Here is a 17,343-nt window from a genome sequence, read left to right as displayed (position 1 = left end):
CTATTATTATCTATATACTGTGATAACTATTATTAATACGGTAAATGTATCAGCGTGAGCAGCCGATGACAACCGCTAGCATGAGACGGCCTCCACTAGCATACCTGGATGCCATGGAGTATATCGATAACGCGAGTCCGCCCGACGACCTGTCGGAAGCGCAGAGTCGCGATTTCACCATTGCTGTGCAATTCCTCCAACAGTACACCGGTAGCGCCGCAACGTTTAATAGTTACCGTCGTGAAGTCGAAAACTTGCTGCAATGGACCTGGCACATTGCCCTGACCACACTGGATGGACTGAAGCGAGAGGATATCGAGAAATTTATTCGGTTTAGTCAGCGTCCACCAGCCGCCTGGATCGGCGTTAAGAAAGCGCCACGTTTTATTGACAGTGAAAGTGAGCGCCGACCAAACCCCGAGTGGCGACCCTTCGTGGCAACGGTCTCGAAATCTGCCCACAAAAAGGGCGAAGCGCCCTCTAAAAAGGACTATTTCGCCTCAAATAACAGCATCAAACAGCTGATGGCTATCTGCAGTAGTTTTTACCAATATCTGCTGTTAGAGGAATATGTCTACAGCAACCCGGTGGCCTTGATTCGGCAAAAAAGTAAGTTCGTGCAGAAGCGTCAGGGCCAAACTAGAGTACGTCGATTGAGTCCACTTCAGTGGCAAGTGGTCATCACTACCGCTGAGCAGATGGCCGCAGACAACCCGGGATCTCATGAGCGAACGCTCTTCATGTTATCCGCGCTTTACAGTATGTATTTACGGATATCAGAGTTGGCGGCTAGCGACCGCTGGACACCCACGATGAATGACTTTCACAAGGATAACGATGGATTGTGGTGGTTTACCACGGTAGGAAAAGGCAATAAAGAGCGGCAAATAGCGGTTAGCGATACAATGCTGGCTGCGCTAAAACGCTGGCGGAAGTTTCGGGGGTTATCGGTACTACCCACGCCAGCTGATGACTCGCCACTACTTCCGGTTCATCGGGGCCAAGGGCCTATGGCCAATACCACACACATACGGTCTATAGTACAAGACTGTTTCGACAAGGCGATTCAGAGCCTGGTTGCTCAGCAACAAACAGAGGAGGCCGAATCACTGATGGGTGCTACCGTGCATTGGCTGCGCCATACAGGTATCTCAGAAGACGTCAAAACCAGGCCCAGAGAGCATGTGAGAGACGATGCAGGCCATAGCTCCAGCGCCATTACCGACAAGTACATTGATATAGAGCTCAAAGAGCGGCACAAATCAGCGAAGAAGAAGCGAATTCACTCCCTGTAAAACTGGCGAGAAAAAATACAGGGAAATCAACTACATAAACCCACTGAGCGGAGAATCACGTCCGCTTATGTTCTGGGAGCCTTTCCTGGGGCTTACCGGCATACCCGAGCCGGATGATCTGAGTCCGATGCTGCGAAGTCTGAAAGGCACTGCGGGTATTAGCGCCAATATGGTGTACCGGATCGTCAAGGAGACGGTCACTGCTGCGGCCGATGTCATCGAGGAAACGGCCCCGGTCTCAGCGGCCAAGCTGCGCAAAGCCTCGACGCACTGGTTCCGCCACACCGCCGTCACCCACGCCGACGATGCCGGGGTTAACCTCAAGTACCTGCAAGCTTCAGCCCGGCATGAGAAGGTGGAGACAACGGCGATTTACCAGCATGCCGAAGATCATCGCTGGCACGATGCTTGGAACAAATTAAGTTATGATAGATAAAGAACAACATTCCGCGAAGACGTGCCTGAAGTCCAGAAGACCTGCCATCCCGCGCTTCTAACGGAGATAGCTAACCTCAACAGGCATTGGTCATTTCCTGATCATAATTTTTGAAGCGCCAGCAACAGGAATGCCCCGGAGCGAGACACGACACCGCTAGTACCATAAACTACGTATCGATTAATTTTATTAAAAAGAAGCCGAACTACACTCATAATACAATCGCTGTGAAGGAGAACATCACTTGCGCTGGCTACATCTGACAGACCTTCATTGGGGAAATGATAATGAGCAGCAAACAGTCGCGGCAAGTTCATTGCTTACCGCAATAGCCCAAGCTGACGTTCAATTTGACCTAGTAGTGATTACGGGCGACATCTCTTACTCAGGAAAAATTTCCGAGTATGAGTCTTTCGAAAATAACTTCCTAACGCCGCTTCGAAAAATAGACAATGTAAAAACAGCGATCGTGGTATCTGTACCTGGAAATCATGATATAGACTGCTCCCTTGGCACCCCCATCAGTTGGAACTCGATAGGATCATCAAGGCAGGAAAAGTTTTTCAACTTTGACGAAAGAGGTCGAGAAATCCGGGCGATGCGCCTTCAAAACCTGCAAGCTTACATCGATTTCACGGAAAGAAACGCAATACTAACACCAGATTTTACTCAGCATCCAGCCGGAGTAATTGACCTTCCAAACCACCCGGATATAAAACTGATAGCGCTGAACACATGCTATTTTTCAGACTTTGAACAGTCAGATAGACACAACACACCCGCACCTTACCACCCACTTACTTATCTTTGCAGGGATGTAGGGACACACAACCAGGTTCTTGTGCTGGGGCATTACCCTATATCATGGTTCACTCCTCGGTCTCAAAAACCTTTCATTTCAGCGCTTATGGATTGCTCAGCGCTTTATGTTCATGGACATGAACATGAAATAGAAGCAGAATTTGAAGCAACGGGTTTAATTTCGCTTGGGTTTGGTGCTTCTTACGTTTCACCGATGAACGCAGAACCAACGCCATTCTATCGGAATAGCTTTGCTATTTGCGCCTTGGATGACTACTTGCATGTATCCCCGTATGTTTGGGACTGTGAGAATGGCCGGTGGATTCCTGAGAAGCAAGTCCCTCCTTCATTCAAAACAAATAGCAGTATCCTAAATTCAGGTTACAAGCTGGCTATTTCTAGAACACCAGCTTCTGCCGGCTCCCAGGCTGAAAGCCAAAGAAATTACAATCTGGCCGTCGAGCAACGCTGGTCGTTAGAGGAAGCTATTCTACTTTCTCAAAATGAGGAAGATATTTGGAAGGAAATAATATCAAAACTAAGTCTAATCCATGGAATAGATACGATTTCTACCCTGCCCAGAGATGCCAGAGGCAGAAATTATGTTCAGTTTATTATTACAGCGAAATCCGGAAAGTACTTGGTTCGAACGATCTCTGCAGTTGGAGATACCCTGTCTAAAAAGTCTGTGGAAGAAACCAATACTACCATAGATACGCAGTCACTTGACCAAGCAATAATTCTTACCCTCGGATCGGTCTCAGAAGATGCTCGAACTCTCGCGGACCAGCTTGAACGAAATAGAAAACCAATCCGTATTTTTGACGGGAAAGAGATAAACCAAAGGCTTTCCAAATCATATCTTTCCAATAGTATCGGCCGTATCTCAGAAAATTTTGGCCAAAGAATATCAATACGACCGCTTTTCTGTTCAAAAGGAATATTATTATTAATAACAGATCAGATGAGCAAAACATGGTTTACAGTGTCTGATCTGCAGGGCACGTTAGAACCTAGCGCATCCGAAATAGTGTATGAACTTCGTCAATCACGCCCAAGGTATATGCATCTTCAATACACTGCTACTTACGATACTGAAGATAAAACTTCAGAGCAGAATAGAGAACCTCAGCAAGAACCATTTAACCTTGCTGAGTATAAAAAGCGGTGTTTTGATATTCATGACGATATTCAGTATCCAGGTTTGGCCGCTATTGGGTTACAAATACCAAACAAATCTGTCAAGCAAATCTATGTGGCTACAGCTGCAGATTCTGTTCGATCGGATACCGAGCAAGAATCGATCTCACTTGCAATTACTGATGCTGTAAACGCTCTTGATCTCCCGTCCGACCAGCGCTCCCAATTACAACAGGCGTTAACCGGGCAATACGGGATATCCGGGACGGCCGAATCTGGTGCGGCTGCTGAGATGTATGAGCTGTATGGAAACATACTAGTAGAAGGCGACCCAGGATCGGGTAAAAGTCTTTTCGTCCGTAATTCAATTCTTAATTACTGCGACACAACTACAGAGAAGATTTCCTGGTACTCACAACACACTCCAGTTTTTCTGCCGCTAGCTGAAGTAAGCAGGCTAAAGCGTCATCAGTCAGATCTTTTATCAGTATGCGCAGAGTATGCTCGTACCACTCGACTACAAATAAGTACCGCAGATCTGGAACAACTTGTTACCGTTGGACAAGCTGCTTTCTTTTTCGATGGACTAGACGAAATCGCTACTATAGAAGAACGTAGTGAAATAGTTAGCGAAATCTCTAGCCTAGTTGATCAGTTCGCTCCGTTAGGTAATAGATTCGTACTCACTTCGAGGCCAGCAGCGGTTCAATCGGTTGATGTTCCTTCCCATCTTGCACGCCTTAGTTTACGAGGGCTCACTGACGATGAGATGAGACTGCTAGCGGAGAGAATACTTGCTACCTCGATTTCCAATGATGGTACCGTCGAGCTGTCTGATGCCCAACGACAGACTGTCGATCGATTGGTCAGTGACTGTAATGAAGTTCCTGGTATACGTCGACTAGGTCGTAATCCTCTTCTTCTTACTCTTTTAGTTCTTATCTACGCAAATAGTGGACCGATGGTAGCCAAAAGGCACATTGTCTATGCCCAAGCTATCAGAACTCTTGTTTCAGTACGACAACGTCAAATTGAACGTGAGATGCTTTCGGAAGCAGATCTCAGACGTGAGCTTGGAATCATCGCTCTGGCAATTTATGAGGGAATGATTAATGAAATTCCATCTCGTGCTGAAATCCACCAGCTTTTAATGAGCAATTCTGCTTCAAGTTTTTATGAAAATGAAAACTCAGCTGCCATCGATATCTTTCTACAGACAATCTCCAATTCAACTGGTTTAGTGCGTTTTCACCAACGTAGCGAAGAAGGCGGAGAAGATGACGTCCTAACTTTTATGCACCACTCTTTCCTCGAGTTTTACGCAGCTATTAAGTTGGTTGACAACAACTTCCTTACTAATCTTCATCAACTTGCTCTAGAAAATAGATGGAGAGAGGTTATTGTACTTGCAGCTGGAATATATGCAGATCGAGCTGAAGTTACTGATGTAGTTCGGGAGCTAAAGTCGCTGCCTGAAGTGGCTGAAAAGGTAACTGGTAAACTATTAATTCTAGCTATAGAGTGCGCGTCGGAGTCTGATGTCCCGCCAGTAGAAGCCCAGTCTTTGCTTGCTTCGTGGGTTCTCGAATATCTTATCAATGGGGCTGCAAAAATTTCATCATCAGCACGCGAAGAGCTGGCCAAGCCGCTTGGTAATCTTCTTGAAACTACTCGCAGCACTTCAATTACACAAGCTCTGTCAGAAGGGCTAAAACATGAAGTTCCGCAAGTTGCGGCTGCCACAATTGAAGTTGCTGGGTTTCTTGGATCTTCATTACAGAGCTTCTCTGACGTGGTGGATGCATTAGAGAAGGCCTGTGAACGAGAAGAGCCCACTGTGCGTGCAGCCATCATCCGATCAGCAGGACGGTCCACAGCGTTCGTGAATAATGCCACACAAAAAATAATGAGCAGGGCGATAACAAGGGGGACAGCCGAGGAGCGGCATGCTGCCTTCCAATCTCTTGAGTTGAATATTCCACTAGGCGCCCAGTTCCCCCTAGAGCTTAGGGAGGCAGTTTTTGGTGATGGACCATATGCTCATAACGCCGCCAGAGTTATTGTTAGGTCATCTGCTTACAGAACTCCCTCGGGAATCGATCTAGAGCTGCTTGACAAAGCCCTGAACGCTCTTATTCTGAGCTCTAGGCATAATCAAGGTGCTAGGTTATCTCTAACGCTAGACTACGATGAACTGGAAGGTTGGCTTCACTCCTCTGATAACGTTGAGAGAATTAGAGCCATAAGATTGATTGGTCTTTCTGAACATAATTTTGTTCGCGCCTATGAGTTGCTAATAGAAATAGTATTGAAGGAGTCTGCGCCAGATATTGTCACTGAAGCGCTAAATGGCATCTCAAGAAATGCAAATATTCATAAACTACTAAGGCTTGATGATGTAAATTCAATTCGGAATCTTAGTCGGAAGCCCAATAGTAATGTACGGATTGCGGCAACTCTTGCATTAGGTCAGGTACCACCACTTCAGGATGTTATTGTCCATTTAATCGAACAGGCGATAGGTTGCGAAAAAGGATCTAAATACAGTGAATATGAGGCATGTATCGAAAGTCTCGCGCACCACGCTGATACAAATATATCCGCATCGGATTTCTTAGTAAGCGAATTCGTATCGGAACTATCTAAACCTGAGCGAGGGTGGGGAAGAGCACGGATAAGCAAGATCCTTAATCTTTCCGCCGCTATAGATCTGGCCACACCAAAAATAGAGGACGCCGCCATTCGTCAAATTTATGCTCATATAGTCGATCACAAGGTCCCCAATGAAGTACAAAAATCCTTTCTCCAGTTGTTCGGCAAGATTGCTACACCTACTACCGAAAATGCAGAGTTCATGGAGAGGTTGGTCGATCAAAATATCGGCGTCAATCGTACTCATGTAATTCGCTCCATTCTTTCTTTCGTTAGGCGCTGTAGAGGTAAAGTTGAGTTTGTTAGAGCCGTGTACCCAAATTTACAGAGTATTCAACAAATACTGCTGAAGAATTGGGATAGAGAATCTAAGAGAGAAATCGGCCATGACCCCGAATCATCACTCAATACGCTAAGAAACTGCATCATCGAAATTGACAGATTGCTGCGTAGTTACCGTGATATTGGATTTTCTGCTTAGGAAGGTATATTTAGAAGAATTGAACTAGGCGGTCACGTTTGGTCGACTTTCCCCGTGCACCCCTGAGCGGAAAGACAAAAACACGCCTGGCAGAACTTGAGAGCCATTCGTTGATCTGTTGAACGCCGTCTTCAATATGACTGGCTCAATTTCTCGAACCTAGGTGATCTCTCACCTGACCGCGAGCACCTCCGCGGTGACGGAGCCAATGCGAAACAGGCCTCTGAACGATCAGCAACTTACTTTGGCTACCCATACTCCTCGTTTCGTGGCCGATCAGCTATATCTCTTGCAGGAGAGGCATTTTCTGCCATAGCCACTTTTCAGCGATTCGTCATAGAACTCATCTGTTGATTTGCATCCAAAATTGACCCACCGGACAGTTTTCCACGCCAACTCACACCTGCTGCCGTCGGTACCGACCTCGACCCAGATGGCGTCGGATTTCAGCGCTCAAGCCACTGAAATACTAGCTATCGCCCGAGATTACCGTCTGGCCCAGACAGCAGTACCGGACGGCTGGCCGACCTATATCCGTACTTTCGAAGAAGCGGGCGTGGTCCATACCAAAGTGCGTTTTCGGTTACCCGGAGAATGGCACCTCAACGGACGCACCTCAGTGATCATCAACAACAGTACCGGCGAGTTGGTTATCAGTGAGCGCTCCGATGAGTCCAGTGCGACACGACGCCTGGTCAATCAGCTGTACCCTCTGCACTCTGGCTACGGCATGCATTTTGGCTATCGCCTTCTGATCCTGATCGCCGGCATCGCTCTGGCCTGGCTCGCCTTTACCGGCGGCAGTCATTACTACACCCGCTGGCTGCACAGGCGGAAACGACGCTGGTATCATCCTGATTGACTCGGGGCGCCTCGCTGTGAGGCCCAGTAGTAACCGTCGAGATCATCAAGGGCTTCTTCCCGGGCAGCGATCGCGAGTGCTTTGGCCTTCCTTTCACCGAATTCATTGACCGAGAAGGCCTGGTGGCCTTGCTGGCTCCTCCCAATCGGCCAGGTGGCCTCCCAGTACCACGACGCGATGACTTTACCGTTCGTCAGCGTGTACTTCTTGGCGTACCGGTAGACGCCGCTGATGCCACTGCGATTGTTGCTGCGCAGGGCGGTACAGAACTCACGCCGCGTCAGTGGTTCGGGCAGTTCCGATAGCAAGGCATCCCGATATGCTTTCGCCTGTACCAGGGCTTTGCGTTTGCCTCCCCAGCGCTTGTCCGGAAAGTTCTTAACGTAAACCACCCCGCGGCGAACCAGCTTTACACGCCAACCGTGGGTATAGAAACGATCCGAATCCATCCTGGAAACGCCGTACATCGCATTACTGGTATTGTTATTCTTGCGTCTTGTCTGCATTGCGCTTTCGTCACCTGATATTGCCCGAGCGATCTGGTTAATAACTTGATTTGCGAGATTGGACCTACCCCATGAGCTATCAACCATTCTTGTGATATGACGATAAGCTCGCGCAAGTACAAATCCCAGCCTAGATAGACCCAATCGTATCGAGCGAGTTCCGCTCTCGGCCTGCTTCCCGAGGATGAGCGCGAGTAACTCACCAGTATTAAGCGCTGTAACACGTTTGCGGTCGCGCTCGCTGTCGCTGATGCGTTGCTACAGCAGGTATATAGTCAGGTCTGAGTCAGGTTCCAGTAGGACTATGAAACCAAAGTATCCGTGCGCGCTAATTGGGCATGTCGTCACCGTCTTCCAACGGCATTGAGTTCCGAACGGTACTAGTTCCTTGTATATCTCAGTGCTACCGGTAGATAAATTGAATTCAAATCGACATAATTGCGCGGTTTTTAATCAATGGACAATGGAGTTCACATGAGCGACACCACAAACGCGCTGGTAAAAGAGATCGAAGCACTGCGCGCCAAGCTCGGAAAGGCGATCGAAGCAGATGCTAAAGCAGGCACCAAAGCGCTGGCGGCCCAACAGAAGAAAACCGCTGCGCTGCGCAAGAAGGTTGCAGCGGCCACAACCCGAGCAACCAAAGCGCGCGCTGCCGCCAAAGCGCGTCCGACCGCAGCCAACAAAGCCAAAATCGCCAAATTGCGAGATGAGCTCGCGGCCCTGAAAGTCGACCTGAAAGCCGCCAACGATGCTAAGCGTGACATCAATGCTGGCATTGCCGCCGCCAAGAACCTGTTGCGCGAGCACAAGGCCGTCGAGAAGGCGATTTCTGGCGCTCAGCGTGCAGTGACCAAAGCTGCCAGGAAGAAAGCGCCGGCCAAACGCAAGCCGACTGCTAAGAAGACCGTTGCCGCCAAGAAGCCTGCGGCCAAGAAAGTGACGAAGCAAAAAGTGGCTAAGCAGAAGGCGCCTGCTACCAAGCCCGCCGCTGCGAAGAAACGTGCTCCGGCAAAGCGCAAAGTGGCCGCGAAACGTAAAGCCGCACCGAAGACCGCGGCTCCCAAAGCGACCGCTCCTACCCAGGGCGAGTAAGGTCGATTGCAGTCACCGGCCACGGATCCGTGGCCGGTGACTTCTGCCCTCCCCCACACACCATCACGACTTTTTACATCTCCTGACGAGTGGTCAGGCAACAAGATCGTTTCGCGAACGTTGCCAACACCCCTCACATCACTATCTCTGCGGTTATTGATTTCTCTATCTGATGGGCCGTGGTCTCGGGGCCATTGAACGGATCATTGGTACGCTAGTACCGAGTTGAGCCGTATTTTTGTGATTGCCTTCCGATATCTTCACGCCAATCTGAATTACATTTCCAACCGAGAAATCTCTCTGTTATAACAGGCCGCAGTTCCTCGACGAGCGCATCGTTCAAGGAACTATCACTGTTTCAGTAGCGCCCGATTACGGGTATTCAGGATACGGCCATAATCCAAGCGTATTGGCCGAGGAGATGATAATAGTCATTCGGTAACCGCCGGATGTAAGGGAGAGCCTTGTGGAAACCATCAAGTTCGGCGACATCGCCGTGTCCGATAAGGACACGGGCATTCAGTTCAAAGTCACACTTGGCAGTACCGCCGATATTGACACCTCGGATGTTCCACTCCTCATCGATTTTCTCAAGCAGCACCTGGATGAGAGCGCCAACCGACGATCCAGCTGGCGACTCCCCCTGAACAGTGTTCGAGGCACAGAAGCGGACGATCTGCGGGTGACTATCCTTTCCGGAGACTCCGAGCAGCGGGTCACCGCCGAAGACATCTCACTCACGGGCATCTTCATTGAGTCTTTTAACCCGATCGGTGAACGGGGAGAAAGCGTGAATGTTGACATTGAGTTTGCCGGTTATCACGCCAGCCTACGTGGCTTGATCGTCCGCCAGGATAAAGCGATGACCCGTTGCGCTCTCCAGTTTCACGATTGTATGGATGCACAGGGCATACCGTGTCCACCTGCAGCCCTCAGTGAAATATTCTACAAACTCGAACAGATCTGGCTCGACAAGCAACTCACGCTGGAATGGCGGTAGTTTGTCTTCGTCATTCGTCGCGGCACTCGGATGCATACATACTGAAGGGTGATCAATGCCAGCACCTCGAGATCAGTCACCTGGTCACAGCTAAACCTGTTCTTCCGATTATGCTTAGCGGAACTAACCGCTTTTTCTGATTTGATCAGGGCGCTAGACTGGCGCTTTTTTTGTCGAAGCATTCGGTCTCCATGAATCCACCCCAGCCAGATCGGCAGGATAGACGCCACACAAGATTACAGACAGAGGTGGCCAGTTTCCTTGGCCTGGGCCCTCGCAATACGTCCCACCGGGAAAAGTGGCTCTCGGCTGTGGGAGCTTTTGTCGGGATACTCAGCCTCTGTCTGCTCGCCCCCCAACTGTGGGGTGAGGCCGGTGTCCTCATCGCCACGTCCATCGGCGCATCTACCGTGTTGCTGTTCGCCATACCCCACGGTCCGCTGTCTCAGCCCTGGCCCGTACTACTGGGCTATATTGTGTCCGCTGCGATCGGTGTCAGTTGCGCCCGTTTTATTCCTCACCTCGCCCTGGCCGCAGCCTGCGCCGTCGGTGGCGCCGTGTTGGTCATGCACTACCTGCGTTGTCTGCACCCACCGGGAGGAGCCGCGGCGCTGGCCGCCGTGGTGGGTGGAGAGCAGGTCCGGGCGCTGGGTTACGATTATCTGCTCAGCCCCATTCTCTACAATGCCCTGCTGATGGTTGTCGTCGCGCTCGCCTTTAACATCTGGTTCCGCCACCGCCGCTACCCCGCCTACCTCTCGCACATCGGTCCACCGGCACACACTGCAGCGACACTCACCCGGGACCCCGCGGGCCAACACGTCACCCACGAGGACATGGCCTGGGCGTTGCAGAAGCTGGATCTGTTTGTGGACGTCTCACCGGAAGATCTATGTGAATTGTTCGAGCTGGCTGGAGAACATGCCCGCGACGGGGCTGCAACAGATGAAGCCGTGTTGCCGGGGTCCTATTACAGCAATGGGCTCACCGGCTTCCAGTGGCAGGTGTTGCGGGTCGATGCTCTGACGAATCCGACCAGTACATCCCGGACCCGCGTCGAGTTTCAGGTGGTGCACGGCCCCTCCCTGGGCGAGTACGGTTCACTACCCCTGGCAGCGTTCAGGGAGCGCGCCCGGGTGCGGGTGCGCTGGGAACAGGGGCACTGGATCCGGGACACCGCGGAACAGTAGCCGGGCGGGGTTGAGCGAAGCTATCCCTGATGCCACTGCTAGTTTCTCTTTGCGCCATTGAACCGCCGTCATCACGTCAGTGTGCGGCAGGCGCCTCATTGGGACTTCGGCGGCGCCCTGAACGCCCGCATGGACTGGAGATTCCGCTTTCTCGGCCACGGCTTCCCTGCAAGACAGACCTGTCGCATCCCTGACGCGGTTCGTCACTTCACCCGCACTACCATGGTCTGTGCGCTGCGCTCCCTGGGCCGAAGCGGGTCTATCAAGCAACGACTGTGCCGGGCGCAGGCGCCTGCGTATTGCTTTATCCCTCTGGGGGAGGTTTTAGCCTGGCATCCGTTGTGGCTTGCACCAGGCATCCCCCACCTTTCGCGCGTTCGCATCCTGATGGCTGCTCGCTCTCTGCAAGGCGGGTGGTTCCCCCTGCCTGGCGCCGCCACAGCCGGTTGCGGGTGCTCGTACCTCGCACGGTAGGGGGCTTCTCGCCCCCAGAGGGATGGGGGTTGGGGCGACCCAAAAACCAAATCCAAGTGCGAGGAACCCATTATGTCTATTGAACTGATTACGCTGGACCGGCTGGTGGCCAGTCGGCACAACGTGCGGGTGGCTAAAGCCAACCGCGAGACCCACGACGCCCTGAAGGCGAGCATTGCGGCTGAGGGGGTATTGCAAAACCTGGTGGTGGTGCCAGAGGGAGACCACTTTGCAGTCATCGCCGGCGGGCGGCGCTTGAAGGCGTTGCAGGGTCTGGCAACGACAGGGCAGATACCCGGCGGCCACCCGGTACCCTGTGCGGTGCGCGGCGCCGGGGACGCCGTGACCGCCCTGTCGCTGGCCGAAAACTTCCAGCGGGAGGCTATGCACCCGGCCGATCAGGTGCAGGCTTTTGCCGAACTGGCGCGGCAGGGATTGAGTGAGTCCGACATTGCGCTGCGCTTTGGGCTCTCGGAGGCCCACGTTCGCAAACTACTCAAACTCGGGCGGGTGGGCAAGGCCATCATGAACGATTACCGCAAAGGCCGACTAACGCTGGAGGACGTACAGGCCTTCGCGCTGGTGGACGATCCCAAGCGGCAGCTGGCCTGTTATCAGGCGCTGGGAGAGCACTGTTCGGCCTATGCAAGCCGCCGCTGGCTGATTGGTGAAGCCATCGAGGTGGGGCAAGGCATCGGTGCCTTTGCCGGTATCAACGCCTATGAACAAGCCGGTGGCGCAGTGGCGCGCGACCTGTTCCAGGAGAAGGTCTATCTCTCGGCCACAGAACTGGTCGAGCGACTGGGGTTGGAGAAGCTGAGTCGTGCCGCCCGTCAGCTGGAAAAAGGCGGCGAGTGGGCCTGGGTCGTACACGGCCTCGAGCGCGAGTCCCTGACCACTGGCCTGATACGATTGCCAGCCGTGCTGATCGATGGTCCCCCTGACAAGACCAGCGAACGCGAGCGACTGGCGCAGTGCGTGGCTGAGCTGGAGGCACTCGATGCCGACGCGCCATTGCCCGATGGGTTTGACAGCGAGGACGCGCTGTTTGAGGCCATTGATCACGCCAATGAAGCCCTGTGGCAGCTGGAAGACGAAATAGAACAGACCTACAGCGGCTTCACCGAGGCGCAGCGCCGCTATGCCGGTGTGGTGGTAACCCTCAACTGGCGGGGCGAATTGGAGGTGATAGAAGGATGGGCGCGACCGCAGGATATCCCCAAAACGGTGAAGGACGGCCAACCTGATTCCGATGAGCCAGGCGCCGGAGAAGGCAGTGATGGCACAACAACGACCGAAAAGCCCCTGTCCCAGGCGCTCGTGAGTGACCTGGCCGCCCACCGGCGGCAGATCACCAAACTGACCCTCCTGCAACATCCCAAACTGGCGAGTGATCTGTTGCACTACGGCCTGTGCATCCAGGTCCTGACCGGTCGCAGTTGGGAGGGACGCATTTACTGCAACGCCAGCTACAGTGAGGTTCCCTGCGCATCGGAGCGGGGCGATACCGAGGACAGCCCCGCCGCAGAACGTCTGCGCCTGGCGCGAGAGACACTCAATACCGCCTGGCTAGCCGAGGACGACGAGAAGGCCCGTTTAGCGGCGTTTTGCGCGCTGGCCAAACGGGACAAAGACCAACTGGTGACTTACTGCACAGCAATGCTATTAGAGCATGGGCCACGGGGAGCCAACGTGGAACGGGATGTGCTGGTGGATCAGCTGGCGCCGGGTTTTCGGGAACACTGGCAGCCGACCGGTGAGTACTACTTCAAGCGCATGACGATGGATCAGTTACGCGACACTTTCGGGCCGGTGCTGGGGGACTTCTGGGCCGAGAGCCAGCAGGGCAAGCGCAAGGGCGAGGTTATCGAGTCACTACAGCAGGCCTTTGCCGAGGACTACGCCGCGGATGATCCGCGGGCGACCTGGCTACCCGCCGTTTTCTAAATCAATACCGGCTCGCACCTTGGCCACCTCCGGGTGGCCTTTTTTGATCCCGATGCACAGTGCGCGCGGGCAACAATCCAACTGAACCCGGTATAATGCAAACGATGACGCTAGCGACACACCACGCACAAGGAGCGAAGCGTATTACGATGGTTGAACGTACCGACTGCCACAGGCGAAGGCCACTGCCTACGGCCAACACAACGGGATGCTGCCAATGACGGTCAGTCGAGGCGACTTCCAGTTATCACCGGAGCAGCGGCGTTTTCGGGACCTGATAACACCCTACAGCTACTTGACCCGCTACTGGGATTGGGAAGCCCGCTGTCTCGATGAACCCGGCCTGGAGCAGGCCATGGGGGTCTTCTCCCACGGTGAGCGGATCATGGCCGCGTTTTTCCGCAATGTCTGGTGCGGCAGTGACCAGGCACCACTGGGTTTGGTCGATGCGGTCCGCACGCTGGACAGTGAAGATCTCGCCATCATTGTCGGCTGGATGCGCGATCCCTTTTTCCCCTAATGACGGTTGAGCACAGCACCGCATGAGTGAACGTAAATCCCGCAGGGAGATCGACAAGGCCATCAAACATCTCATGGCCTATACCGGGCCACATGATGAGTGGGCGGGGCGATGGGACCAGGTCCAGGAGGATTTACTTAATCCGCTGGCAGAAAAGCTCGACGTGAGTTTCGAGGCGTTGGAGGATTTCTTCTACGCGGGCCCCTACAGCCACATGGTCATTGGCTTCAGTTTTGAGGAATATGCCACCGTCCTGTGGGATAACGAACCGCACAATCTGATCGAGGCCTACCTCGCACACCGCGGGTGGCGGGAAGGCCCTGCGGGTCGTCGATACCTGCAGGCCCTCGGTGCATCCGAGCTGCGATTCTGGGAAGTCACCGCAGTGAAACCCGGGGCTTACGCCGACATTCGCCCCTATGGCACCCGGGACGAGACGATACGCGTCAAAGAGAAAGCAGCGACCGAGAGTCTTCACCAATGGGATGGGCTGGTGGCCCGCGTGCTGTACACGGGGGCAACCCCCACATTCAGCGGCGCCATGCTGCCTTTGCCCCCGGAGTTGGCTGCCCGTATCCATGGGGTACTCTCTGCCATTCCGGCGGAAACACGGCAATTGATGCAACAGCTGGTTGAGCAGGGAGAGATCGAGCGTCTACCCGATGATCTCGACGACATCATCCGCCACACGCAGGAATCGGAACTCGCCGGGGTGGCCTTCCTGATCTGGGCCATGGATGTCTATCTACAGACCACGGGGCCGTCCCCAACCCTGCGGAACATGGATGACGAGCCCATCGCACCCACCAGTGTGCGATTCCCCCTGCAGGGCTCTCGCACGGCCGTTCTGCGCGCACTCGACGCGTCGCCAGTATTGCACAGAGAGGCGGAGGCCCTGTCCTGGACCTGGTTCCCCGAGCCCCACCAGGACATCGACGTTGGCGAGCGCGTGAGCGTGTTGGGGCATATCGCACTGGACGATAACGCCCTGGAACTGGACACCAACTCGACCGCCCGGGCTGAACGGGGCACCGCGCTACTGGCCGCGCTGCTCGGTGACCTTGTGGGGTCGCCCCTGACCGTCCACGAAAATATGGCGCTGATGGAGGATTGCGGCGATATGCCGATGCCCGCCGCCGACATCCCCGCCGAGGTACAGGCAGCAATCACAGCCCAGTTGACCAACCACTACCGCAAGACACTGGACGAGCCCATTCCCATGCTCGAGGGCCTGAGCCCGCGCCAGTGCGCAGCAGACCCCTCGTTACACAACGAGGTCATCAGCTGGCTCAAACACCTCGAAAACACCAGTGATCGCGGCCCGGACGCAAGCTATGATTTCAGCTGGCTATGGGATGAACTCAATCTGGAACGCCAGTAGTACACTGTCGCGATACAGCACGATAACGGGCACTGACGGCCATGGATAACACCACGTAACCCGCCTGGCGCTACCTTCTGGAAACAGGGGCCCTGGTCCCCTTCCGGGTGATTGATACGCACACTGAGGTCGGCCTGGACGGCGAGAACATTGCCGTACGCGCCGATCTTGTTTTTGCCGAGGCCGGAGCAGATAGCGAGCCCACAGCGATTGCCGAATGGGGCGCGCTGGGCTTCCTGTACACACTCGCAGTACTGTCGTTTAACGACGCGCAACCGCGAGGCGACTCGAAGCAGGACTTCGCAGCCAAAGACCACTTTGCCGTGAATGATTTCTTCCATCATGGTGCTGAACTGGTGCGGATCTTTGATGGATACTCACGCTCGAAGATGCTCACCCAACTCGCCATGCTGCACCATCACGGCCTGCTTGAACCCGACGAACTGGCGAATCTCAGTAAATCCACCCGGACATTCTTCGCACAATTTACACCATAGTCGGTGTGGCGTGGAGTACGCGCTGAACAGAGCGGTAGCAATTCGCTCACTCGCTTCAGTAAGGGACAAGTGTCACGCACTTCGATGCACTCTTGACGGGATCAGCGCCACTTGGGAGAGTGAAGACTCAAAACATACAGCGACCAGACGGGATGGCAGTATGGCGGCAAATCGTTCGAAATCTGATAACAAGGATCAGTCGGTCCTGTACGTCTATCGCTGTCCAGCGTGCGGGCACCGGGGCGAGGTACACCATGAAGACGACACGCACGAAGGTGATGCCGCCGTTTGTAGTGACTGCGGAGCACTGGTTACCCTCGAATGGGATGGCGGTGTGCAGTTAGCGTTTTCGGCTCCCAGCTACGTCCAGGACGAATCTTGAGTGGTTGAGGCAGACGGAAAAAAGGGAATCCGGCTAGATTCCCTTGAAGGTTATACATCATTCGCCGTTTGCGATCTCAGAGTAGACCGTGCTCTGCGAAGGAATAGCTCGCGCCCTCAGTGACGATGAGGTGATCCAGCACCCGAATATCGAGCAGGCCCAGACCGGACTGAAGCCGTTCGGTGATTCGCCGGTCCGCGGCACTGGGCTCGGTCACCCCACTGGGATGGTTGTGCCCGAAAATTGCCGCCGCCGCGTTGTGCTCCAGCGCGCGGCGGGCCACTTCCCTCGGGTACACCGCAGCCCCGTCGATCGTGCCGTGGAACATGTCCTCGGTCGCGATGATCTGGTGCTGATTATTGAGGTAGATCACCGTAAACACCTCACGCTCACTGGCACCAATCCGCAACCGCAAATACTCCGCGGTTCTGCTCGGGCTGGTGAGCGCCTCGCCATAGGTCCGTCCGTTCTCCTCCAGAAAGCCAATCGCGGCCTCGATCACAGCCTCTTTCGAGGCGTATTGCAAAGTCTCCATTGTTTCGCACCTTGAAAATATCTCCCGAGATGCGCCCAACGGGACGAATCCCGTTGGGAGGATGCCTTGCGGCGTTGTTGTTAGAACGAAGACCACCGGCTTGCGCAGGCGGTCTTCGTAGACTCTGGACTAGGCGTCCGGGTTATCGT

Annotated in this window: 13 protein-coding genes; 11 read left to right on the top strand and 2 right to left on the bottom strand. The window is 53.8% G+C overall.

The genetic code is table 11. The features are described from left to right. Positions 1 to 113 precede the first annotated feature (113 nt). The 4 genes from EGJ68_RS17260 (at position 114) to EGJ68_RS17245 (ending at position 7,667) form a co-directional block, all read left to right on the top strand. Positions 114 to 1,295 (top strand): tyrosine-type recombinase/integrase, encoded by a 1,182-nt coding sequence (locus EGJ68_RS17260; protein ID WP_199228091.1) that lies wholly within the window; start codon positions 114 to 116, stop codon positions 1,293 to 1,295. Positions 1,296 to 1,362: 67 nt separating this feature from the next. After that, positions 1,363 to 1,731 (top strand): site-specific integrase, encoded by a 369-nt coding sequence (locus EGJ68_RS17255; RefSeq protein ID WP_123035798.1) that lies wholly within the window; start codon positions 1,363 to 1,365, stop codon positions 1,729 to 1,731. A gap of 244 nt (positions 1,732 to 1,975) precedes the next feature. Next, positions 1,976 to 6,805 (top strand): metallophosphoesterase, encoded by a 4,830-nt coding sequence (locus EGJ68_RS17250; RefSeq protein WP_123035797.1) that lies wholly within the window; start codon positions 1,976 to 1,978, stop codon positions 6,803 to 6,805. Between the two features lie 367 nt (positions 6,806 to 7,172). Next, entirely contained in the window at positions 7,173 to 7,667 is a 495-nt protein-coding gene (locus EGJ68_RS17245; protein ID WP_158283730.1) for a hypothetical protein, read from the top strand. Here EGJ68_RS17245 and EGJ68_RS17240 read toward each other — a convergent pair. Beyond that, complete coding sequence (locus EGJ68_RS17240; RefSeq protein WP_158283729.1) at positions 7,655 to 8,173, bottom strand: AP2 domain-containing protein; 519 nt, start codon at positions 8,171 to 8,173, stop codon at positions 7,655 to 7,657. The two genes, EGJ68_RS17245 and EGJ68_RS17240, sit on opposite strands and share 13 nt — an antisense overlap. A 474-nt stretch (positions 8,174 to 8,647) precedes the next feature. Here EGJ68_RS17240 and EGJ68_RS17235 point away from each other — a divergent pair, with 474 nt between their 5' ends. The 7 genes from EGJ68_RS17235 (at position 8,648) to EGJ68_RS17205 (ending at position 16,277) form a co-directional block, all read left to right on the top strand. Continuing rightward, on the top strand, positions 8,648 to 9,268 hold the full coding sequence (locus EGJ68_RS17235; RefSeq protein WP_123035794.1) for a histone H1: 621 nt from the start codon (positions 8,648 to 8,650) through the stop codon (positions 9,266 to 9,268). Between the two features lie 466 nt (positions 9,269 to 9,734). Next, entirely contained in the window at positions 9,735 to 10,268 is a 534-nt protein-coding gene (locus EGJ68_RS17230) for a PilZ domain-containing protein (RefSeq protein ID WP_123035793.1), read from the top strand. Positions 10,269 to 10,516: 248 nt separating this feature from the next. Then, a complete protein-coding gene (locus EGJ68_RS17225; RefSeq protein WP_158283728.1) occupies positions 10,517 to 11,458 on the top strand; it encodes an HPP family protein in 942 nt (313 codons plus the stop codon). A 546-nt stretch (positions 11,459 to 12,004) separates the two neighbouring features. Beyond that, complete coding sequence (locus tag EGJ68_RS17220; RefSeq protein WP_123035791.1) at positions 12,005 to 13,879, top strand: ParB/RepB/Spo0J family partition protein; 1,875 nt, start codon at positions 12,005 to 12,007, stop codon at positions 13,877 to 13,879. A gap of 217 nt (positions 13,880 to 14,096) precedes the next feature. Continuing rightward, positions 14,097 to 14,399: a hypothetical protein gene (locus EGJ68_RS17215; protein ID WP_027951233.1), complete on the top strand. Its 303-nt coding sequence runs from the start codon at positions 14,097 to 14,099 to the stop codon at positions 14,397 to 14,399. 22 nt (positions 14,400 to 14,421) lie between these two features. After that, positions 14,422 to 15,780, top strand: coding sequence for a hypothetical protein (locus EGJ68_RS17210; protein WP_123035789.1), 1,359 nt, complete (start codon positions 14,422 to 14,424; stop codon positions 15,778 to 15,780). 107 nt (positions 15,781 to 15,887) lie between these two features. Beyond that, positions 15,888 to 16,277, top strand: a complete 390-nt coding sequence (locus tag EGJ68_RS17205; protein WP_123035788.1) for a hypothetical protein — start codon at positions 15,888 to 15,890, stop codon at positions 16,275 to 16,277. A gap of 458 nt (positions 16,278 to 16,735) precedes the next feature. On the opposite strand, the gene EGJ68_RS17195 is transcribed toward EGJ68_RS17205, so the two are convergent. Further along, positions 16,736 to 17,194: a JAB domain-containing protein gene (locus tag EGJ68_RS17195; RefSeq protein WP_051230665.1), complete on the bottom strand. Its 459-nt coding sequence runs from the start codon at positions 17,192 to 17,194 to the stop codon at positions 16,736 to 16,738. Positions 17,195 to 17,343: the final 149 nt, after the last annotated feature.

This window comes from Haliea alexandrii, assembly GCF_003719295.1.
Taxonomy (GTDB): Bacteria; Pseudomonadota; Gammaproteobacteria; order Pseudomonadales; family Halieaceae; genus Haliea; species Haliea alexandrii.
This window is presented reverse-complemented; position numbering and strand designations above follow the sequence as displayed.